General features: G+C 67.7%; 18 protein-coding genes and 3 pseudogenes. 10 read left to right on the forward strand and 11 right to left on the reverse strand.

Translation table 11 applies throughout. The features are described 5' to 3' along the window. Positions 1-24 precede the first annotated feature (24 nt). Positions 25-2,154: a DNA topoisomerase IV subunit B gene (locus G4G29_RS10720; protein ID WP_202045652.1), complete on the reverse strand. Its 2,130-nt coding sequence runs from the start codon at positions 2,152-2,154 to the stop codon at positions 25-27. 177 nt (positions 2,155-2,331) lie between these two features. Here G4G29_RS10720 and G4G29_RS10725 point away from each other — a divergent pair, with 177 nt between their 5' ends. Beyond that, complete coding sequence (locus G4G29_RS10725; protein ID WP_183150121.1) at positions 2,332-2,550, forward strand: hypothetical protein; 219 nt, start codon at positions 2,332-2,334, stop codon at positions 2,548-2,550. A gap of 18 nt (positions 2,551-2,568) precedes the next feature. Here G4G29_RS10725 and G4G29_RS21965 read toward each other — a convergent pair whose 3' ends face one another. Genes G4G29_RS21965 through G4G29_RS10735 form a run of 3 tightly spaced genes read right to left on the reverse strand, consistent with a single transcriptional unit; the run spans position 2,569 to position 4,309 of the window. Then, positions 2,569-2,901 (reverse strand): alanine racemase C-terminal domain-containing protein, encoded by a 333-nt coding sequence (locus tag G4G29_RS21965; RefSeq protein WP_244631891.1) that lies wholly within the window; start codon positions 2,899-2,901, stop codon positions 2,569-2,571. Beyond that, positions 2,898-3,608 carry an alanine racemase gene (locus G4G29_RS10730; protein ID WP_244631894.1) on the reverse strand — a complete coding sequence of 237 codons (711 nt, stop codon included), beginning with the start codon at positions 3,606-3,608 and terminating at the stop codon, positions 2,898-2,900. Before G4G29_RS10730 ends, G4G29_RS21965 begins: the two co-directional genes overlap by 4 nt. Beyond that, positions 3,605-4,309: an alanine racemase C-terminal domain-containing protein gene (locus tag G4G29_RS10735; protein WP_244631895.1), complete on the reverse strand. Its 705-nt coding sequence runs from the start codon at positions 4,307-4,309 to the stop codon at positions 3,605-3,607. The genes G4G29_RS10730 and G4G29_RS10735 overlap by 4 nt, the downstream gene beginning before the upstream one ends. An 80-nt stretch (positions 4,310-4,389) precedes the next feature. Between G4G29_RS10735 and G4G29_RS10740 the strand changes: the two genes are divergently transcribed. After that, positions 4,390-5,406, forward strand: coding sequence for a sugar-transfer associated ATP-grasp domain-containing protein (locus tag G4G29_RS10740; RefSeq protein ID WP_183150122.1), 1,017 nt, complete (start codon positions 4,390-4,392; stop codon positions 5,404-5,406). 62 nt (positions 5,407-5,468) lie between these two features. Here G4G29_RS10740 and G4G29_RS10745 read toward each other — a convergent pair whose 3' ends face one another. The 3 genes from G4G29_RS10745 to G4G29_RS10755 all read right to left on the reverse strand — a co-directional run bounded on the left by G4G29_RS10745 (position 5,469) and on the right by G4G29_RS10755 (position 8,509). Further along, positions 5,469-6,161 carry a coenzyme F420-0:L-glutamate ligase gene (locus G4G29_RS10745; RefSeq protein WP_183150123.1) on the reverse strand — a complete coding sequence of 231 codons (693 nt, stop codon included), beginning with the start codon at positions 6,159-6,161 and terminating at the stop codon, positions 5,469-5,471. Next, on the reverse strand, positions 6,161-7,399 hold the full coding sequence (locus G4G29_RS10750) for an RNA polymerase sigma factor (protein ID WP_244631897.1): 1,239 nt from the start codon (positions 7,397-7,399) through the stop codon (positions 6,161-6,163). Before G4G29_RS10750 ends, G4G29_RS10745 begins: the two co-directional genes overlap by 1 nt. Before the next feature lie 168 nt (positions 7,400-7,567). After that, positions 7,568-8,509, reverse strand: a complete 942-nt coding sequence (locus tag G4G29_RS10755) for a PAC2 family protein (RefSeq protein WP_183150124.1) — start codon at positions 8,507-8,509, stop codon at positions 7,568-7,570. Positions 8,510-8,622: 113 nt separating this feature from the next. On the opposite strand from G4G29_RS10755, the pseudogene G4G29_RS10760 reads away from it, so the two are divergent. The 3 genes and pseudogenes from G4G29_RS10760 to sucB all read left to right on the forward strand — a co-directional run bounded on the left by G4G29_RS10760 (position 8,623) and on the right by sucB (position 13,264). Beyond that, positions 8,623-10,096 (forward strand): annotated as a pseudogene (locus G4G29_RS10760) (leucyl aminopeptidase). A gap of 3 nt (positions 10,097-10,099) precedes the next feature. Continuing rightward, a complete protein-coding gene (lpdA, locus tag G4G29_RS10765) occupies positions 10,100-11,473 on the forward strand; it encodes a dihydrolipoyl dehydrogenase (RefSeq protein WP_183150125.1) in 1,374 nt (457 codons plus the stop codon). Between the two features lie 67 nt (positions 11,474-11,540). Then, a pseudogene (gene sucB, locus G4G29_RS10770) lies at positions 11,541-13,264 on the forward strand (2-oxoglutarate dehydrogenase, E2 component, dihydrolipoamide succinyltransferase). Positions 13,265-13,271: 7 nt separating this feature from the next. On the opposite strand, the gene G4G29_RS10775 reads toward sucB, so the two are convergent. After that, the gene (locus tag G4G29_RS10775; protein WP_183152926.1) at positions 13,272-13,487 is read right to left on the reverse strand and encodes a hypothetical protein; all 216 of its coding nucleotides are present in this window, start codon (positions 13,485-13,487) and stop codon (positions 13,272-13,274) included. A 642-nt stretch (positions 13,488-14,129) separates the two neighbouring features. Continuing rightward, on the reverse strand, positions 14,130-14,741 hold the full coding sequence (locus G4G29_RS10780) for a hypothetical protein (RefSeq protein WP_183150126.1): 612 nt from the start codon (positions 14,739-14,741) through the stop codon (positions 14,130-14,132). Between the two features lie 160 nt (positions 14,742-14,901). Between G4G29_RS10780 and G4G29_RS10785 the strand changes: the two genes are divergently transcribed. Beyond that, positions 14,902-15,612, forward strand: a complete 711-nt coding sequence (locus G4G29_RS10785) for a DUF4191 domain-containing protein (RefSeq protein WP_183150127.1) — start codon at positions 14,902-14,904, stop codon at positions 15,610-15,612. Positions 15,613-15,679: 67 nt separating this feature from the next. On the opposite strand, the pseudogene G4G29_RS10790 reads toward G4G29_RS10785, so the two are convergent. After that, positions 15,680-16,867: pseudogene (locus G4G29_RS10790) on the reverse strand (RimK family alpha-L-glutamate ligase). A gap of 20 nt (positions 16,868-16,887) precedes the next feature. Between G4G29_RS10790 and G4G29_RS10795 the strand changes: the two are divergent. Further along, positions 16,888-17,379: a RimK/LysX family protein gene (locus G4G29_RS10795; protein WP_183150128.1), complete on the forward strand. Its 492-nt coding sequence runs from the start codon at positions 16,888-16,890 to the stop codon at positions 17,377-17,379. Between the two features lie 7 nt (positions 17,380-17,386). On the opposite strand, the gene G4G29_RS10800 is transcribed toward G4G29_RS10795, so the two are convergent. Beyond that, a complete protein-coding gene (locus tag G4G29_RS10800) occupies positions 17,387-17,815 on the reverse strand; it encodes an RDD family protein (protein WP_244631899.1) in 429 nt (142 codons plus the stop codon). A gap of 147 nt (positions 17,816-17,962) precedes the next feature. On the opposite strand from G4G29_RS10800, the gene glnA reads away from it, so the two are divergent. From glnA to G4G29_RS10815, 3 genes are all read left to right on the forward strand, one after another. After that, a complete protein-coding gene (glnA, locus tag G4G29_RS10805) occupies positions 17,963-19,387 on the forward strand; it encodes a type I glutamate--ammonia ligase (RefSeq protein WP_183150129.1) in 1,425 nt (474 codons plus the stop codon). A gap of 113 nt (positions 19,388-19,500) precedes the next feature. Beyond that, positions 19,501-19,773, forward strand: coding sequence for a hypothetical protein (locus G4G29_RS10810; protein ID WP_183150130.1), 273 nt, complete (start codon positions 19,501-19,503; stop codon positions 19,771-19,773). A gap of 203 nt (positions 19,774-19,976) precedes the next feature. Then, a complete protein-coding gene (locus G4G29_RS10815) occupies positions 19,977-21,356 on the forward strand; it encodes a serine/threonine-protein kinase (RefSeq protein WP_183150131.1) in 1,380 nt (459 codons plus the stop codon). Positions 21,357-21,389: the final 33 nt, after the last annotated feature.

Here is a 21,389-nt window from a genome sequence, read left to right on the forward strand (position 1 = left end):
CCTCTTCTCATCCGTCCGGCCGACTCAGGCGTCGATCGACTCGCGCGACAGTCGATCCGACGAGTCGATGATGAACTCCCGACGCGGGGCTACCTCATTGCCCATGAGCAGTTCGAAGACGCGACCCGCGGCCTCGGCATCCTCCATCCGCACACGACGCAGAAGGCGTCCGGAGCGGTCCATCGTCGTGTTCGCCAGCTGCTCGGCGTCCATCTCGCCGAGACCCTTGTAGCGCTGGATCGGTTCGTGCCAGCGCTTGCCCGCCTTGCGGAGCTTCGCCAGCAGGGCATGCATCTCCTGCTCGCTGTACGTGTAGATCGTCTCGTTCGGCTTGGAGCCGGGGTTCATCACGATGATCCGGTGCAGCGGCGGAACAGCGGCGAACACGCGACCGTCTTCGATCAGCGGGCGCATGTAGCGGAAGAACAGTGTGAGCAGCAGCGTGCGGATGTGTGCGCCGTCGACGTCGGCATCGCTCATCAGGATGATCTTCCCGTACCGCGCGGCGCCGATGTCGAACGTGCGACCGGAGCCCGCCCCGATCACCTGGATGATCGACGCGCACTCGGCGTTCGACAGCATGTCGCCGACCGACGCCTTCTGCACGTTGAGGATCTTGCCGCGGATCGGCAGCAGGGCCTGGAACTCGCTGTTTCGCGCGTTCTTCGCCGTGCCGAGCGCCGAGTCTCCCTCGACGATGAAGAGCTCACTGCGCTCGACCTCGTTCGTGCGGCAGTCGACGAGCTTCGTCGGGAGAGTCGAGGACTCGAGGGCGTTCTTCCTGCGCTGCGTCTCCTTGTGTGCGCGCGCGGACACACGCGCCTTCATCTCGGAGACGATCTTGTCGAGAAGCTGTGACGCCTGATTCTTGTCGTCGCGCTTGGTCGACCCGAAACGCTGCGCCAGGTCCTTGCGGATCACCTGCGCCACGATCTGCCGCACCGCCGGGGTCCCGAGAACCTCCTTGGTCTGGCCTTCGAACTGCGGCTCTGGCACGTTGACCGTGAGCACCGCCGTGAGCCCGGCGAGGACGTCGTCCTTCTCGAGCTTGTCGTTGCCCACCTTGAGCCGGCGCGCGTTCTGCTCGACCTGCGTGCGGAGCACCTTGAGGAGCTCCTGCTCGAAGCCCTGCTGGTGCGTTCCCCCCTTGGGAGTCGCGATGATGTTCACGAACGATCGGACGCGGGTGTCGTAGCCGGTGCCCCAGCGCATCGCGAGGTCGACGGCACACACGCGCTCCACCTCGGTCGCGACCATGTGCCCGTCCGCCTGCAGCACCGGGACGGTCTCCTTGAAGGTGCCCTCGCCCTGGATGCGCCAGGTGTCGGTCACCGGCGGGTCGATGGCGAGGTAGTCGACGAACTCGGAGATCCCGCCCTCGTAGAGGTACGAGGTCTCGACGACACCGGTCTGAGCGGTGATGTCCTCGGCGTCACCGGCGACATCCGCCGTGCGGTCGGTCCGCTCGTCCCGCACGACGATCTCGAGCCCGGGAACGAGGAACGCGGTCTGGCGCGCCCTCGTCTCGAGGTCGCCCAGTTGGAAAGCGGCATCCTTGGTGAAGATCTGCCGATCCGCCCAGTAGCGCACGCGCGTGCCGGTCACCCCGCGCGGGGTCTTCCCGATCACGCGGAGCTCGCTGTTCTCCTCGAACGGCGTGAACGGCGCATCGGGGCGCTTCTCGCCGGAGTCCGTGAAGATGCCGGGCTCCCCACGGTGGAACGACATCGCGTAGGTCTTGCCGCCGCGATCCACCTCGACATCCAGCCGCTCGGAGAGCGCGTTGACGACGGAGGCGCCGACGCCGTGCAGACCGCCGGAGGCCGCGTAGGATCCGCCGCCGAACTTTCCGCCGGCATGCAGCTTGGTGTAGACGACCTCGACGCCCGTCAGGCCGGTGCGCGGCTCGACGTCGACCGGGATGCCGCGCCCGCGGTCGTGCACCTCGACGCTGCCGTCGGCATGCAGGATGACGTCGATCTTCGAGCCGTTGCCGGCCACGGCCTCGTCGACGGCGTTGTCGATGATCTCCCACAGGCAGTGCATGAGTCCCGGCGAGCCGTTCGACCCGATGTACATCCCGGGGCGCTTGCGGACAGCTTCGAGTCCCTCGAGGACCTGGAGATGATGGGCGGAATACTCGGCATTCACAATCTCCGAGTCTATTCTCGCCACCCCGACTCCGGCCGCAGACACTCCCCGGACGGCATCAGCCGGGTGCCTGCCCGTACGCGCTGAGCGAAACACGCCGCAAACCGGGCATGCACACAGGCACAGCATGGTTGTATTGACCAAATCCCCCGCGAAGCCGACACCCGAGGAGGCGCCGAGATGAATGCAACGACCGAACGTGACACCTCCACCGTCGAGTTCCGTCTGACGGCCATGGATCGCTGCGATTCCTGCGGCGCTCAGGCGTACATCGCCGCGGAGGTCAACGGATCCGAACTCCTGTTCTGCGCCCACCACGGACGCAAGTACGAAGAGAAGCTCCGCAGCGTCGCCACCAGCTGGCACGACGAGACCGCGCGTCTGATCGACACCCCCTGATCGCGAGGGCGCCGCTGGTCAGTCGATGACCACTCGGCGCACCCGCGACGTCAGTCTGGTGAGGATCTCTTCGCCGACCGTGTCGATGTGTTCGGCGAGAGCAGTCGCCGAACGCTCCCCCGAGGTTCCAGGGCCGAACAGCACGACCTCTTCTCCGACGCGAGCGCCGGTCCAGGCGTCCACCACGGACGATGTGCGGTTCACCCGCAGGAGGGTTCGCCCCCCGGCGGGCGTTCCGACGGTCACTCCGGCGAGCGTCGAGGGGAGACCGTCGAAGCTGCCGATGTCGATCGTCACCGCCTCCTCTCGCGTCTCGGTGACGGTGGCGACCAGCTGCGCGGCGGGCGTCACGCCGTCGAGGTCGGGCCCCTCGGCAGAGCGGATGCCGTAACAGAAGGCGCCGATCCGCGAGACCGTGCCCTCAGCTCCGGACGCCACCACGATGCTGCTGAGGCGGTCAGGTGCAGAGCCGACGGCGCGGTGCCGGATTGCTCCGCGACACGGACCGCGTCGAGGAAGATCGCCTGCGCTTCGTCGTCCTCGGCATCGCTCGCCTCGGCGATGTGGCTCCACACGCCGACGAGCTCCACGAGGCCCGCTTGTTCCGCTGCGCGCGTCTCCGCGATCGCCGATGCCCAGTCCTCCGCCAGCACACCGTTGCGGTGCAGTCCCGTATCGATCTTGAGGTGAACGCGGGCACGCGCGCCGAGGACGGAGGCACGGGCGACGATCCGCCGCAGATACTCCACGGTCCCGACTCCGAGGTCGATGTCCTGCAGCAGCGCATCGTCGATCTCGGTGTCGGTCGAGGTGGCCCAGGCGAAGATCCTGGCTTCACCGCCGACGAGTTGACGGGTGACGATCCCGCCGCGGATGTCGTAGCTGCCGAACCAGTCGACGCCCACGCGCAGAGCGTTCTCGACCGCCCAGGCGAGCCCGTGTCCGTAGGCGTCGTCTTTCAGGACGATCATGAGGGCCGAAGGCGACACCCGTTCGCGCACGGCGACGATGTTGGCACGGAGGATGCTGCTGCGCAGTCGCAGCTCCGGACGCGTCACGCCTCCCACCCCCGCACCGCGTGGGCCCCCGAGACGGTGACGAGCTCCGAGGATTCCAAACCGGTGATCTCCGCCCATCGTGCGATTCCCGCGGCAACCGGACCCGTGCCGCCGAAGTAGGTGACCTCGTCTCCGACCGCGGCGTCGTCGCCCTGCAGGTCCACGACGCAGACATCCATCGCCACGCGCCCGATGATCGGATGTGCCGTTCCATCGACCTCGACATCGGCGCGGTTCCCGAGCGCTCGCACGATGCCTTGGGCATATCCTCCGGTCACGAGCGCGACGGTGGTGGCGACCTCGGCCCGGAACGTGTACCCATAGGAGACGGCGTCACCGGGGTGGAGCTTCTTGGTGGACATGACGCGGCCGGTCAGGCGCATCACGGGGCGCGTCGCGAGGGCTCCCGTCGCATCGGGCAGACCGTAGAGCAGCGTCGAATCGATGTCCGGCTCTGCCGACGTGACCCCGAGGATGCCTTCCAGGCGGAGCGCTTCGACTTCTCCGGGCGCATCGACGAGCACCTTCTCCGCGCCCGCCGCCGTGACGGCATGTGCCACAGCGAGGAGTCCGTGGCCCCACGCATCACGCCGGAGATCTGCCGTGCGACCTCCGGCGGCCACGGCGACGGAGGCCGCGGATGCCAGGGCCGACCGGGAGATCATCGCGAGCGGCAGGGCGCTGGAGGTCGTCTCACACACGTTCTCCAGCCTAGCTTCCGGCTCCCAGGTCGAGCGTCCGTGCCCCCGTAGACTGGTGAGGACCCCGACCCTGGAGCCTCATGTCTCGTCTTTCCCTCGCGCCCCGCATCCGCTACCTGCTGGGACGTGCCCGCCGCATCGATGTCGGATCGGTGGTGGAACGCGCCAAAGAGGCGTCCGAGCAGCACCACAAGGCGGTTCCCGCGATCGTCGTCGACATGCTGTGGTCTGCCGCGCGTCACAACGTCGGGTTCCAGGACTACATCGACTACGACTTCGCGATGCTGACGAAGGCCGAGCGCGAGACGTACATGACCCACCCGGTCTCCAACCAGCTCTCACAGCGGTACGACCACCCCGACTATCGCTGGATCTTCCAGGACAAGGTCGAGTTCGACAAGCAGTTCTCGCCGTTCCTGCGGCGCGAATGGCTGGTCGTGGAAGCGGGCAACGCCGATGCCGTCCGCGAGCTCACGCAGCGCCTCGGCACGATCGTCACCAAGGAACCGGTCGGCCAGGCGGGCACCGGCGTGCACCGCTACCACGCCGCCGACATCGATGACTGGGATGCTTTCCACCGTGGCCTCCTCGAGCGCGGCGAGCTCCTCATCGAAGAGGTGATCCGTCAGCACGACGCTCTCGCGGCCGTGTGCCCCGGGACCGTGAACACGACCAGGATCACCGCGTTCTTCGATGGCGAGAAGGCGCACATCCTCGCGATGGCCCAGAAGTTCGGCCGTGGCGCGGTGAGCGACCAGATGACCTTCGGCGGCTTCTACACCATGCTCGACGAGAACGGCCATGCGGTCGGCGCCGGGTACGACTCGCACGGCCATGTGCACGAGACGCACCCCGACTCGGGTTTCCGCATCGCGGACTTCCAACTGCCGTACATGGACCAGGTGCGCGCATTCATCGACGAGGTCGCCCGCGTCGTCCCCCAGGTGCAGTACGTCGGCTGGGACATCGTCGTATCCCCAGACGGCCCGGTGCTCGTGGAGGGCAACTGGGGCGCGGGCGTCTATGAGAACAAGCCGAGTGTCACGGGCATCCGCACCGGTCACAAGCCGCGCTATCGCGAGGTCATCGGCTTCTGAGGCCGCGAAGGCGAAAGGCCCCGGATGCCGAGCATCCGGGGCCTTCGTCATGACGGGAGTTCTCAGATCGCGCGGACGATGCCGAGCGGCGTGGACTCCAGGCCCTGGCCGAGCGGGTTGTCGCCGAGGATCTTGACGAGCCGATTCTCGCCGGCCTTGTCGAGTGTCGAACCGAGGATGTTGCCGCCCAGGTCGTTGATGTCGACGACGGCGACCTCCGCCTGGCCGCCGATGAGAGCCTTCACGCGGGCAGCGACGCCATCCGGATCCTTGGGCCCGAGCACGACAGCCTCGTTGTACGGAGGGATGGTGTGCTTGGTGGGACCGTCGATCGCCCTCGCCTTGTCGCCGGCGATGCGGTAGAAGTCACCGCGTCGGCCGAATGCCTTGGTCACCGCGGCCACGGCCGATGCGAACAGGATCCGCGGAGTGCCGCACTCCCGCAGCGCCATCTCCATCGTCTCCGGCATGCCGAGTCCGATGCCGTACGGCGTGCGGGTGACGTACTTCGACAGGAAGAGGGCGAGCTTGCGCGGCTTGATCTCGTCGAGGCGGTAGGAGCGGCCCTGCGTGATCGCCACGATCTTCTCGGTCACGAACAACAGGTCGCCCGGCTGTACCGCATCCTTCGCGTACTCGGTGATGATGGCATCGAGGTCGTCGTCCGGCATGACCACGCGGGTGCGCAGCGGGATGCGCGCATAGCTCTTTCCGTCGACGCTCGTCTCGAGCGCCTTGCCGTCGTTCGCCTGCATCACTCGAGGTAGTCCCGCAGCGACTGCGAACGGCTCGGGTGTCGCAGCTTCGCCATCGTCTTGGACTCGACCTGACGGATGCGCTCGCGCGTCACGCCGAACGTGTCGCCGATCTGGTCGAGCGTCTTCGGCTGACCGTCGCCGAGGCCGAAGCGCATGCGGATCACGCCGGCCTCGCGCTCCGACAGCGAGTCGAGCAGCTGCTCGAGCTGACGCTGCAGCATCGTGAAGCCCACGGCGTCTGCCGGGACGACGGCCTCGGTGTCCTCGATGAGGTCACCGAACTCGCTGTCTCCGTCTTCACCGAGCGGCGTGTGCAGCGAGATCGGCTCGCGGCCGTACTTCTGCACCTCGACGACCTTCTCCGGGGTCATGTCCAGCTCGCGGCTGAGCTCTTCCGGAGTGGGTTCGCGACCGAGGTCCTGCAGCATCTGCCGCTGCACGCGGGCGAGCTTGTTGATGACCTCGACCATGTGCACCGGGATGCGGATCGTGCGCGCCTGGTCGGCCATCGCGCGGGTGATCGCCTGACGGATCCACCAGGTGGCGTACGTCGAGAACTTGAAGCCCTTGGTGTAGTCGAACTTCTCGACGGCGCGGATGAGGCCGAGGTTGCCCTCCTGGATCAGGTCCAGGAACTGCATGCCGCGGCCCGTGTAGCGCTTGGCGAGCGAGACGACGAGACGCAGGTTCGCACCGAGCAGGTGGCTCTTCGCCCGCTGTCCGTCGCGCGCCACCCACTGCAGATCGAGACCGAGCTGGCTCGTCTTCTCCGCAGCCGACATCGCGGAGAGCTTCTCCTCGGCGAACAGTCCGGCCTCGATGCGCATCGCGAGCTCGACCTCTTCGGCCGCGTTCAGCAGTGCGACCTTGCCGATCTGCTTCAGGTAGTCCTTGACCGGATCGGCCGTGGCGCCGGTGATCTGCGTGGAGTAGACCGGGACGTCTTCGTCGTCGTTCGACGAGATGACGATGGCGCCGGTCGGCAGCGGCTCGGTGAACTTTGGCTTGGCGTCTTCGTCTTCGTCGTCCTCGACAGCAGCAGCTGCGGGAGCCTCGTCTTCTTCGACGACGTCCTCGGACTTCTTCTTCTTGACGGGGGCGCGCTTCGCGGCAGCACGCTTCGCCGCGCTCAGAGGCGCAGGCTTCTCTGGCGCATCGGTCTCGACCGGAGCGTCGGCGGTCGTCTCTTCGGCAGCCTTCTTCGTCCGGGTGTTCTTCGTCGTGGCAGGAGTCACGTTTCGCCTTTCACGGGGCTGCTGTGTAGCCCCGGGACATTTCGGACACTAGTAAGACCCTTGTCAAGTCCAGTGCTCGAAAACACTGATTGACAACGGGTCGGAGTCCTAGTATCGCACACGTGTGGCGATGCGGACGCATTCCGGCGAAGTTCTCTCCGATCGGAGTCAGCCGCGGCCCGGCTTGTCTTCGTCACCGGAAGGACGAGAGGCCAGATAGCGCTCCAACTCGGCCGCCAGTTCGTCTGCACTCGGCAGGTCCCGTTCGCTGAACCCGCCCTCGTCGTAGGTGTCGTCGTCCGGATTCCGCCCCGCCATGTACGCGTCATAGCGACGCTCGAGGTTGTGCACCATCTGCTGGAGCTCGTCGTTACCGGCGACCTGTTCGTCGACGCGCGCCAGATAGTCCTCTCGGCGTTCCTGTACGGCGTCGAGCATCAGCACGAGACCGGTCGACGCCATCAGACGCTCCGCCGCGGCGATCACAGCCTCCGGGTTCTCGGTCTCCGCCAGGTAATGCGGAACGAGCAGCACGAAGCCGACCGCGCGTTCTCCGCGCTCGACGAACCGGAACTCCAGCAGGTGCCCCGCCGTCGCAGGGACCTGGGTGCGCGGGCGCCACACCGAATGAGCGACCGTCAGCTCGCGACGGTTGCCGCTCACCGTCGTGCCGATCGGCCGGGTGTGCGGCACGGGCATGGCGATCGAGTGCACCCAGTGCAGACCGGACACCTCGAACTCCGCCGCGAGGTCGAGCACCGTGCTCGCGAAGCCGTTCCAGGCGAAGTCCGGCTCGTACCCGGCCAGAAGGAGGAACGGGCGTCCGAGGGCGTCCGTCGCGAGGGAGAGTTCGAGGCGCGGCGGACGGAACTCGGTGAGGTGGTCCTGATCGAACGCGATCACCGGGCGGCGGGCTCGATAGTCCAGGAGCGCGTCGTTGTCGAAGATGACGACCGGTTCCGGCGACGCCGTCTCGCGCAGATGATCGATCAGTCCGGACACGGCGCTGCCGGCGTCGGTGAAACCTGTCAGGAGAAGCACAAGGGGCAGGCCATGCGGCACCGTCGGCGCATTCGCGACGCGTTCGTGGATCTCACCGGAGAAGGGCATGACTCCATGCTACGAGCACGTCTCCGCGCCGGGCCCCGGCCCGTCTCGCTGAGAGCGAACACGCGGGCCGCGGGCGTACGTCCGCGCTCGGACGGTGATCCTAGGATGGAGGCATGACGCTTCCCGTGCTCTCGCACACCACCGATCAGTTCCCCGGAAGCGCTGCAGATGCCGCAGTGCTCGTCGTCTCGGCTCTTCCCGAGTCGGCGGAATCGCTCGCCTCGTACCCCGGCCTCGCCGACATGCTGGCCGGGATCGGCTTCACCGGCTCAGCCGGATCCTTCGCGCGGGTCCATCTTCCCGATGTCTCTCCGGTGCCTTTCGCCGTCGTGGGCGCCGGCGACACACCGGATGCCGGCGCGGTGCGCCGTGCGGCGGGTGCGGCCCTTCGCTCGCTCACCGGATTCGACCACATCGCGCTCGGCCTCGCCGACGGTCTCGAGACGTTCGCCGACGCGGCCGCGGAAGGCGCCGTGCTCGGCGGCCACCGCTTCGACGGCTACCGCTCCGAGAAGGGCAAGACGCGCGCGACCGCGGTCACGATCCACGCCGCGCTCACCGACGAAGGTGCTGCGCGCGCGCAGGTGATCGGCGACGCGGTGGGGCTCATCAAGGACCTGGTGAACGTCCCAGCCGAGTGGCAGAGTCCGGCCCAGCGCTCGCGCAGAGCGCAGCCGAGAGTGTCGCCGACCTCGACGTCACCGTCGACATCCTCGATGAGAAGGCGCTCGCCGACCAGGGCTTCGGCGGCATCCTGGGTGTCGGCCAAGGCTCGGACCGGCCACCTCGACTCGTGCGCCTCGACTACTCCCCGCCGACGCCACGCGTCACATCGCTCTGGTCGGCAAGGGCATCACGTTCGACACCGGCGGGTTGTCGCTGAAGCCGGCGGCGTCGATGGTGGGCATGAAGTTCGACATGGCGGGAGCCGCGACCTCTCTCGCGGCCCTGCGAGCGATCGCGACGCTGGGTCTCCCCGTGCACGTGACCGCGTGGCTGTGCATCACCGACAACATGCCGTCCGGCCGCGCTCTGCGCCCTGGCGACGTCATCCGCATCCTGGACGGCACGACCGTGGAGGTCCAGAACACCGACGCCGAGGGCCGCCTCGTACTCGCGGACGGACTCGTGGCGGCGAGCCGCGAGCACCCTGACGTCATCATCGACGTCGCCACGCTCACCGGCGCGATCGTCGCGGCGCTCGGCCACCGGCATACGGGTGTCTTCGGCGACGACGACACGGTCGCGGAGTTCCTCGCCGCCGCTGAACAGGTGGATGAGCCTGCCTGGCACATGCCCCTCCCCGCCTACATGGAGGAGTCGCTCGAATCACCCATCGCCGATCTGCAGAACGCGAACATGGGAGATCGGATGGGCGGCGCGTCTTTCGCCGGGCTGTTCCTCCGCCGCTTCGTCGGTCGTACATCGGATGCCGACGACGCCCCCCGCATCCCCTGGGTGCATCTCGACATCGCGGGCTCCGGCGAGCACGCCGGCGCAGCGTACGGCTTCACTGAGAAGGGCCCAACGGGGGCGATGGTCCGATCGATCGTCGCCTTCGCCGACGCATCCCACACGGAGGCATGACACATGACAACCCACACCTTCGACATCGTCGTCCTGGGCGGCGGCAGCGGTGGCTACGCCGCTGCATTGCGCGCGAGTGAACTCGGCAAGTCCGTCGCCCTGATCGAGAAGGACAAGGTCGGCGGCACCTGCCTGCACCGCGGATGCATCCCCACCAAGGCGCTGCTGCACGCGGCCGAGGTCGCAGAGCACGTGCGCGACGCCGCATCGGTCGGCGTCACCGCGACGTTGGAGGGCATCGATCCCGCCGGAGTCCGCGCCTACCGCGAAGGGATCGTCGCCAAGAAGTTCAAGGGTCTCGAAGGGCTCGTCAAGGCGCGCGGCATCACGACCGTCGCCGGCCTCGGTCGGCTCAACCCCGACCGCAGCGTGAGTGTGGGTGACGACGTGTACGTCGGCGCCGACGTCGTGCTCGCGACCGGCTCTTACAGCCGTTCGCTCCCCGGGCTCGACATCGGCGGTCGGATCCTCACGAGCGAGCAGGCGCTGGCACTCGACGTCATCCCCGAACGCGTCCTCATCCTGGGTGGAGGCGTGATCGGCGTCGAGTTCGCCAGCGTGTGGCGGTCGTTCGGTTCAGAGGTGACGATCATCGAGGCCTTGCCGCACCTGGTTCCGAATGAGGACATCACCCTCAGCAAGGGGCTGGAGCGTGCGTTCCGTCGCCGCGGGATCCAGTACTCCCTCGGCATCCGGTTCCAGAGTGCTCGGCAGGATGACGCGTCCGTCACCGTCACGCTCGAGGACGGCAAGGAGTTCTCCGCCGACTACCTCCTGGTGGCCGTCGGACGCGGTCCGGTCACCGCCGATCTCGGTTTCGAGGAAGCCGGCGTGACTCTGGATCGCGGCTTCGTCACCGTGGACGAGGAGCTGCGCACCGGGGCGCCCGGCGTGTGGGCGGTCGGTGACATCGTTCCGGGACTCCAGCTCGCCCACCGCGGCTTCCAGCAGGGCATCGCCGTCGCTGAGCGCATCTCGGGCATGTCGCCCGCGAACATCCCCGACGCGCAGATCCCGAAGGTCACCTACTCGAGCCCCGAAGTCGCATCCGTCGGCCTCAGCGAGGCCGCGGCGGCGGAAGAGCATGGTGCGGACGCCATCGTCGCCTACGAGTACAACCTCGCAGGCAACGGGAAGAGTGAGATCATCGGGACGAGCGGTCTCGTGAAGGTCGTCCGTCTCAAGGACGGCCCGGTCGTGGGTGTCCATCTGCTCGGCGATCGGGTGGGAGAACTCATCACCGAAGGCCAGCTCGCCGTCGCCTGGGAGGCGCACCCGGAAGACATCGCCCCGCTGATCCACGCCCACCCGACCCAGAGCGAGGCACTCGGCGAAGCCTTCCTGGCACTGGCCGGCAAGCCCCTGCACGCCCTCTGAGCACCAACCGGTGCCCGAGTCACTAAGCTAGACAAGCGTCATACAACTTCCTGAAGGAGACTCAGTCATGAGCACATCCGTGGTCCTCCCCGCTCTCGGCGAGAGCGTCACAGAGGGTACGGTCACCCGTTGGCTCAAGCAGGTGGGAGACACCGTGCAGGCAGATGAGGGCCTGCTCGAGATCTCGACCGACAAGGTCGACACCGAGATCCCCTCCCCTGTCACCGGTGTGATCGAGGAGATCCTCGTGGCCGAGGACGAGACCGTCGAGGTCGGCGCCCTCCTCGCGCGCATCGGCGACGGCAGCGGAGCAGCTCCTGCTGCGGACGCTCCCGAAGCCGCTGCGCCCGCTGCCGAAGAAGCACCGGCCGAGGCCGCGCCCGCCGCCGAGGCTCCCGCGCCCGAGACGCCGGCCGCAGAGACGCCGGCACCCGAAGCAGCCCCGGCAGCACCGGCCGGAGACGCGACCGACATCGTGCTTCCCGAACTGGGCGAGAGCGTCACCGAAGGCACCGTCACCCGCTGGCTGAAGCAGGTCGGCGACACCGTCGCGGTGGACGAGGCTCTGCTGGAGATCTCGACCGACAAGGTCGACACCGAGATCCCGTCGCCGATCGCCGGTGTGCTGCAGGAGATCGTCGCCGCGGAGGATGAGACGGTCGCCGTCGGCGCCGTGCTCGCACGTGTCGGCTCGGGTGCCGCTCCTGCCGCCCCCGCCGAAGCGCCTGCTGCTCCCGCCGCGGAAGCGCCCGCTGCTCCGGCACCCGCCGCTGCTGCTCCGGCACCCGCCGCTGCTGCTCCGGCACCTGCAGCCGCTCCGCAACACCTGCAGCCGCTCCCGCGCCTGCCGAAACTCCGGCCGCACCGAAGCTCACGCTGCCGACCGAGAGCGACAACCTCTACGTCACGCCGCTGGTCCGCCGGCTGGCTGCCCAGCAGGGTGTGGATCTCGCCTCCGTCAAGGGCACCGGCGTGGGTGGCCGCATCCGCAAGGAAGACGTCCTCAAGGCTGCGGAGACCGCAGCGACCGCCCCCGCGGCTTCCGCTGCGGCTCCCGCTCCGCTGGAGGTCTCTCCGCTGCGCGGCACGACGCAGCCGATGTCGCGTCTGCGCAAGGTGCTCGCAAAGCGCGCCGTGGAGTCGATGCAGCAGACCGCTCAGCTCACGACAGTCGTCGAGGTCGACGTCACCGCCCTCTCGGAGTACCGCGACAGCGTGAAGGCGTCGTTCCTCGAGAAGACGGGCGACAAGCTCTCGTTCCTCCCGTTCTTCGCGCTCGCGACCGCCGAGGCTCTGCAGGCGTTCCCGATCGTGAACGCGACCGTCGACGGCGAGAACATCGTCTACCCGGCGAGCGAGAACGTCTCGATCGCGGTCGACACCGAGCGTGGCCTGCTCACGCCAGTTCTCCGGGATGCGGCCTCGAAGAACATCGCCGAGATCGCTCACGAGATCGCCGACCTCGCCGCGCGCACCCGCGACAACAAGCTGAAGCCCGACGAGCTCGCCGGTGGCACGTTCACCCTCACCAACACCGGTTCGCGCGGCGCGTTGTTCGACACGCCCGTCGTCTTCCTCCCGCAGTCCGCGATCCTCGGAACGGGCACCGTCGTCAAGCGTCCCGGTCTGGTGAAGGTCGGAGGTGCAGACGCCATCGCCATCCGGTCCTACGTGTATCTCGCCCTGTCGTATGATCACCGGATCATCGACGGTGCGGACGCCGCCCGCTTCCTCGGCGCGGTCAAGTCTCGACTCGAGTCGGCGCAGTTCGCCTCTCAGCTCGGCGCCTGACAGAGAATCATCCTGGCTGGTCCGCGACGTCATACACGTCGCGGACCAGCCATTTCTCATGTGCGCGGATGAGCACGACCATGAGTTGCTCGGCTGTGTCCGCATCCGCCTTCCCCTCCGCTGTCGGGTCGACGAGGAGTCGCACCACGGCGACATCTCCGTACTCGTCAACCAACTCGATTCCCGGCGAGGCATCGGCGGCCGCGCCGAGTGCGGCGACCACGCCTTCTGCCCCGGCCGCCACTCCCTCGGCGCAGGTCGCATCCCCGAGCGCGACAATCTGCGATCGTCTCGAGCACGGCAACGGCCGCAACCTCGGGGCTGGGGTCGGTCGGCGACGAGACCGGGGGTGTCGGCACGGCGCCGGACTCGTCAGATCCGCCTTCTCCGAGGTCGCTCTGATCCGCCCGCGTATCGCCCGGGCGACGTGGCGTACCGGGGGCGTCCGGTCGCGTGTCCGCAACCGCATGGCGAGACCTGTCCTCGGGTGCGCCCTCCGCACCTCCGACCGGCCAGAGCATTCCGCCCACGAGCACGGCCGCAGCAGCCGTCCCCGCGATGATCATCGCCCGCCGCCGTCTACCACGCCGCATGTCAGCCGGGCTGGTTCCCGCCTTCTGAGGCGCTCGTCGCGGCCGCCACACAGACCTGAAGAGTTCCTCGGCGCGGGCGACGACCGCGGTGACACCAGCCTGCAGGCCGAGAGCGACCCGACCGAGGCCGCTTGTCGCCGTGTCGGCCTCGGATCTGCGTCGCAGCTCCGCGCGCGGTGAGGTCTGTCCGCGTGGCCTGAGGGCGTGAAGGACGTCACTCGGGGCTTCTGGCGCGTGCAGGCTGAGATCGAGGGGCTGCGGTGCGGCCACGTTCAACAGCTCGACCTCCCCGCCTCGAGCAGCTTCCGCGGAACCCGGGGCTGACCTGCCGAGCTCGCGAGTGCGCGCTCCACCACTCCCAGAGCACGCACCATGACCTTGTCGAAGCTGTGCTCCGACAGGCGGGCGACGACCGCCTCCGCTCCCGCGCGAGCGTCGGTCCCTGCACCGAAGACGAACACCGGTCGTCCACCATCGGTCAACCACCACTCGCCCCCGCTGGCCCCCTCGACGCCGATCTCGTCCAGCCCTCGCAGCATGCTGATCACGAGGGTGGTCGACTCTCCCGGCGTCAGCGGTGCGTCCGCAGCCACGCGGCGGACCACGAACGCCGATATCCGTTCCGTGCACCACGGGAGCAGCACGTCGTGTCCTCCCCTGCGGCGGATCACGTCGATCGGTGCCGCGATGTGCTCGGCACCGGCATAGCGCCAGCCGACCCAGCCGTCGAGTTCCTCGGCATCCCGGCGCACGGCAACCGCGCTCCCACACGTCACCAGTGACCCGGGGAAAGGCCCCTCCGCCGGGTCGAGCGTCCGGACCACGCGATGCGCTCTCGGAACGAGCGCCGTCTCCCCCGACTCCTCGGTCCTGATGTCTGCCATTCCTCCATCACAGCTCACCTGCCGGCGCGCGTTCTTCGTTCCTGGGCGATGTGCGTCGATATCGCTCGAAGTCCCGATGTGCAGGAGCAGTCCGCCCGCCCGCTCCGCTTCACGCGAACGTCGACATCACGCGGCCCGCGGACTCGGTAGGCTGGTCTCCATGGCAAAGCGTGCTCCTGAACCCGAAAAGCGTCCTGGGTTCTTCTCCCAGATCAAGTCCCTCTTCCGGTTCACCCGCGAGGCCTACCCGTGGCTTCCCTGGGCGCAGCTCGCGATCCTCCTCGGCGGCGTCCTGATCGGTCTGCTTGCCGGATACCTCATTCCGCCGTTCCAGATCTGGACGCTCATCCTGTGGGGCGTCACCGGGCTCATGCTGGGCATCCTCGGTGCGCTCTTCCTCATGACGCGCATGTCGACGTCGGCGATGTACACGAAGATCGACGGCATGCCCGGCGCCACCGGCCACGTGCTCAGCACGAGCCTCGGCCGTAGCTGGCAGGCGTCGGAGACTCCCGTCGGCATCAACCCCAAGACGCAGGAAGCCGTCTACCGCACGATCGGCCGTGGCGGCATCGTGGTGGTCGGCGAAGGTGCGCGTGGTCGACTCACCCGGCTGGTGAACGAAGAGCGCAGCAAGGCTCAGCGCGTCGCGCACGGCGTTCCCGTCACGGTCCTCTACGTGGGGCACGGCGACGATGAAGTCGCGATCGCCGACCTCGCGAAGACCATCAAGAAGCTCCCCAAGGCGATCGACAAGGCGACGATGGCCGCTGTCATCCGCCGCGTCGACTCGGTGTCGCAGTCGCTGTCGTCGCTGCCGATCCCGAAGGGGATCGATCCGACCAAGGTGCGCTCCCAGCGTCCACGCTGAGTCTCCGTACCGCAGAAGCACGCAGAACGCGGCCGTCCTCCTCGGAGGGCGGCCGCGTTCTGTGTGCTCACTCGGAGAGCGGCTGCCGTGGCAGACGACGGACCTTCGCGCGGCGTCGACGACGCTCGGGAACCATCGAGCGCATCTCGTCGAGCTTGCCGAAGCAGAACAGCCGGTCGTCGGCCTCCAGAACGACGTGCTTGCGGGGGTTGGGGATCACGCTGACCCCGCGGTGGAGCGTGAGCACCGTGATGTCCCGCTCCCAGAGCCCCGCTTCGCCCAGGGTCTTCCCCACCAGATCGACAGCGCCGTGCACCATCAGCTCTGCGACGCCGTAGCCCGTCGAGACCGTGAGCCGCTGGCGCACATCGATCTCGGGGAACGCGACCTGTCCGGCGATGTAGTCGATGATGGCACCCGCCACGTCGAGCTTGGTCGCGGTCTCGATGCCCTGAAGGCCCGGCGAGGAGTTGACCTCCATCACGAGCGGTCCGTCGTCGCCCTCCAGCATGTCGACGCCCGCGACGCGCAGGCCCAGGAACTAGGCCCAGCGCACGGCGGCGCGCTCGTACACGGGGTCGAGTTCGATGGCCTCGACCGAGCCGCCCCGATGCACGTTCGACCGGAACTCATCACCGGCGGCGGAACGCCGCATCGCGGCGACCACGCGGTCGCCGACGACCAGCGCGCGGATGTCGCGACCACGACTCTCGGAGATGAACTTCTGGATCAGCACGTTCTGCTTGGTGGAGTGCAGCGTCTCGATGATCGCCTCCGCGACCTTCACCTGGGGGGCGAGGATCACACCGATGCCCTGAGTACCCTCGAGCAGCTTGATGACGACGGGTGCCCCGCCGACGCGCTCGATCGCCGGACGCACGTCGGCACGGTTGCGGACGAACGCGGTCGGCGGCATCGCGATGTTGTGCCGGGAGAGGATCTGGTTGGCGCGGAGCTTGTCGCGGGCGCTCGAGATGCCGTTCGCGGTGTTCGGCGTGTAGACGTCCATCTGTTCGAACTGCCGCACGACCGCGGTGCCGAAGTAGGTGATCGAGTTGCCGATGCGCGGCAGGATCGCGTCGTAGTCGCTGAGCTGCCGACCTCGATAGTGGAGGTCGGGTTCATCCGAGGTCAGATCTATCGCGAAGCGCAGCGTGTTGAGCACCTTCACGTTGTGCCCGCGCTGGAGCGCTGCTGCACGCAGACGCTGGGTGGAGTACGCCTGCGGCGCGCGGGAGAGCACTGCGATCTTCACGGGGGATTTTTCCTGCCAGGATGTATCAGGTGAGTAGGACTACCCCCCATTCAAACACCCTTACGGGGTGGCGAGAATGGGTGAGCCTGCCCGATCTCGGGGTCGACTGGCTCAAAGCCAAGATCGACACGGGCGCGCGCACGTCTTCCCTGCACGCATTCGACGTCGTGGAGTTCGAGCAGGACGACCAGCCCTGGGTCCGCTTCAAGGTCAAACCCTGGCAGGACAGCCAGGAGGACGCGGTGGTCGTCGAGTGTCCTGTACACGATCGTCGCGCGGTGCGCAGCTCCTCAGGACATGCGCAGGAACGGTTCGTCGTCGAGCTGCTGATCCGACTCGTCGACCGGGAGGTCCTCGCCGAGGTGACGCTCAGCAACCGCGACGAGATGGGCTTCCGCATGCTCATCGGCCGGGAAGCTCTGCGACAGGGATTCTCCGTCGACCCGGCACGGTCGTTCCTCGGCGGCCGCGCACCACGGGAAGCGCGTCGCCGCAACCGCGGCAGGGCCTGATCACGGCTCAGGTGCGGATCAGGATCGTGCCGACCGCCTTGTCGTGGAGGCCTCGCTGATCCGCATCCCAGATGACCGCTGGCACCACGACCACGAGGAGCAGCGTGCGGACGATCGGACGCCACAGCCCGATCCACCCGCCGTCGCGTCGGACCAGACGCATCCCGAGGATCCGGTGGCCAGGGCTTCCGCCCGCCGTCGGTATGAAGACGATCTGCAGGACAGCGAACACGAGCATCGGGGCGAACTGCGTCAGTCCGGCCTCGGTGGGCAGCGCGAACTGGTCGTAACCGAGGAAACCCGTCGCGATGATCGTGGCAGCCGCGTAGTCGATCAGGAGTGCTCCGATGCGACGACCGGGACGTGCGATGCTCCCGGAACCGGATTCGGGGAGCCCGAGTCGCTCGCCGGGGTACGTGTTCACAGCATCCGTCACTCCCCCAGCCTATCGAGGGTCACAGACGGCCCCGTCCCGTCGGCTCCTGTAACACGCCCGAAACAAAGCGGATACCGTAGAGAAATCCCCCGTCCGTACTCTGCAGAATGGCCGTGAAGCCATCGATCCGCATTACAGGAGTCGTACATGTTCAAAGATTCGTCCGAGGTACTGGCCTACATCAAGGAGAACGACGTCAAGTTCCTTGACATCCGTTTCACCGATCTCCCGGGTGTACAGCAGCACTTCAACATTCCTGCATCGACTGTGGACGAGGCGTTCTTCACGGACGGCCAGCTGTTCGACGGCTCCTCGATCCGCGGCTTCGCGAGCATCCACGAGTCCGACATGCAGCTCATCCCGGATGTCACGACGGCCTACGTCGACCCGTTCCGCGAGGCCAGCACTCTCGTGATGCTGTTCGACATCTACAACCCCCGCACCGGCGAGATCTACTCCAAGGACCCGCGTCAGGTCGCCAAGAAGGCCGAGAAGTACCTGGCCTCGACCGGCATCGCCGACACCGCCTTCTTCGCCCCCGAGGCGGAGTTCTACATCTTCGACGACGTGCGCTACTCGGTCACCGCCGGCGAGAGCTTCTACAAGGTCGACTCCGAAGAGGCCGCCTGGAACACCGGCCGTGAGGAAGAGGGCGGGAACCTCGCCAACAAGACGCCGTACAAGGGCGGATACTTCCCGGTCAGCCCGGTCGACAAGACCGCCGACCTGCGCGACGACATCACCCTCAAGCTGATCGAGGCGGGATTCATCCTCGAGCGCTCGCATCACGAGGTCGGCACGGCAGGGCAGCAGGAGATCAACTACCGCTTCGACACCATGGTGCACGCGGCGGATGACATCCTGAAGTTCAAGTACATCGTCAAGAACACCGCCAACGAGTGGGGCAAGGTCGCGACCTTCATGCCGAAGCCGCTCTACGGCGACAACGGTTCGGGCATGCACACCCACCAGTCGCTGTGGAACGACGGCAAGCCGCTGTTCTACGACGAGGCAGGCTACGGCCAGCTGAGCGACATCGCGCGCTGGTACATCGGCGGAATCCTGGCACATGCGCCGGCGCTGCTCGCGTTCACGAACCCCACGCTGAACAGCTACCACCGCCTGGTCAAGGGCTTCGAGGCTCCGGTGAACCTGGTGTACTCGGCGGGCAACCGCTCCGCCGCGATCCGCATCCCGATCACGGGCTCCAACCCGAAGGCGAAGCGCATCGAGTTCCGTGCTCCCGACGCGTCGGGCAACCCGTACCTCGCCTTCGCCGCGCAGCTCATGGCGGGCCTCGACGGCATCAAGAACCGCATCGAGCCGCACGAGCCGGTCGACAAGGACCTCTACGAGCTCCCGCCCGAGGAGGCCAAGGACATCCCCCAGGTGCCGAACTCCCTGCTCGACTCGCTCGACGCGCTGGCGGCCGACCACCAGTTCCTCCTCGAGGGCGGCGTGTTCACCAAGGAGCTCATCGAGACCTGGATCTCGTACAAGTACGAGAACGAGATCCTGCCGATGGCCCAGCGCCCGCACCCCTTCGAGTACGAGCTGTACTTCGGCGTCTGATCCACCGGACTCCGCAGAGTCTCCCGAAGAGCCCGTCACGGTCCGCCGTGGCGGGCTCTTCTGCATCCCGCGCAACAGCATCCGCCGTGCTGATCTCGCGCTAGGCTCTGCGCATGTCCGAACCCGACGCTGAGCCGACCCCGTCGCTGATCCAGCAGCGCCTCGAACTGGGACGCTGGCGTCTGGGTGCGCTGATCATGATGATCGGCTGGGGCGTGATGACCGTACTTCGCGCGATCACGTTCGATGCGGGCTCGATCGTCGACGGGGTCATGCTGATCGTCACGTTCGCCCTCGCGCTCTACGGCGTGAAACTCTGGTTCGACTACCGTCGCAAGGTCCGTGCATTCGAAGACGAGCACGGGCCGGACGCGGGCAGACAATAGTAGCGGCGCGCGACGTCGCCCGTGGCGACGCTGATGCGGTGCGCGGTGTCCTGCGGAGCGAGGCGGGCACTCGTCGAACCGCCGCCGCGCCTCCGGCTTGCAGGTCGCGGTCTCGGCGTCAAGCCCGGTGCCCCGCGTGCGCGGCACCCGTAGTCTCTCCGGAGTCGCAGGGATGACCCGATCCGTGCGGCCAGGAGGCAGCGATGTGGACCGAGGATGCGGCGCCGACCGAGGCGCTGCTCGATGCACGCTATCGCCTCGCCGAGATGGTCGGCGAGGGCGGCATGGCGACCGTCTTCCGCGCCGAGGACGTTCTCCTGGGCCGAACAGTCGCGGTCAAGGTGATCCGACGCGAGCCTCGCTCCGTGATGGGCTCAGCAGATCGCGCCCACACCGAGAAGGCGCTGCTCGCCTCCCTCAATCATCCCTGCCTGGTGACACTGCTCGATGCCAAGCTGGATCCGGGGAGCGAACAGTATCTGGTGATGGAGTTCGTCGCCGGGCCCGCCCTCAGCACGAGGATGGCACGGTCACCCATCCCTCCCGCGGAGGTCGCCCACATCGGGGCCGACATCGCCGAGGCGCTGCACGCGGTGCACGCGGCCGGCATCGTGCACCGCGACGTGAAACCGTCGAACGTGCTTCTCGTGCCGCCCTCATCCGACGGCGACCGCTGGCGTGCGAAACTCGCGGACTTCGGCATCGCGTGCGCACTGGACGCGTCCCGGGTCACCTCCCCCGGGTTCGTCCTCGGCACGGTGGCCTACATGGCACCCGAGCAGCTTCGGAACGCGGACATCCGTCCGTCGCTCGATATCTATGCGCTCGGACTCGTGCTGCTCGAGGCTCTGACCGGACAGCCGGGTTTCCCCTCCGGGCTCGGCGTGCAGTCGGCTCTGGCGCGACTGCACATCCCCCCGGACATCCCCGAGACGCTCGGACCCGAGTGGGTCGCCCTTCTCACCCGGATGACCGCTCTCGATCCCCACACCCGTCCGCATGCGCTCGAGGCGGCGCGCTCGATCAGAGACCTGGCCGCCGTCGCGCGACCGCGGATCGCCGCCGTCGCGCCGTCGTCTGGCGAACCAGCGCGTACGAGACCTCTGCCTGCCGTCGACGCGCAGACGCTCGAGCACTCGACACGCAGGCTCCGCCGTCGACCGGATGCACGTCGTCGGAGACGTCTCGGCCTCGTGGGCGCTGCGGTCGCCGCAGTGATCGTCGGATCGACGGCCTCGGTCGCGTGGATGACCAGCGGAAGCGCGGAGCCGGAGATCGCACGAACGGCTGCGACAGCTCCCCCACGGCAGGACCCTGCAGTGGTTCCTGCCGGGCAGTCGGAGCCCACGCCGCAGGAGCCGACCGCGGTGACGCCCGTATCGTCGAACGACGACAGCCAGACACCCGGAACCGACAAGGGGTCGGGCGACACGGACAAACCAGGCCAGCACAAACCAGGCCAGCACAAACCAGGCAAGGACAAGCCAGGCAAGGACAAGCCAGGCGAGGACAAACCAGGCAAGGGCAAGCCCGGCGCGGAGAACTCCGGCGCGGACAAGCCGGGCACGGACCCCGACAAGTGATCCGGCACCGCCCGTGAGGACGCAGGGTGTCGC

It is taken from the genome of Microbacterium sp. Se63.02b (assembly GCF_014171575.1).
In the GTDB taxonomy this organism is placed as follows: Bacteria; Actinomycetota; Actinomycetes; order Actinomycetales; family Microbacteriaceae; genus Microbacterium.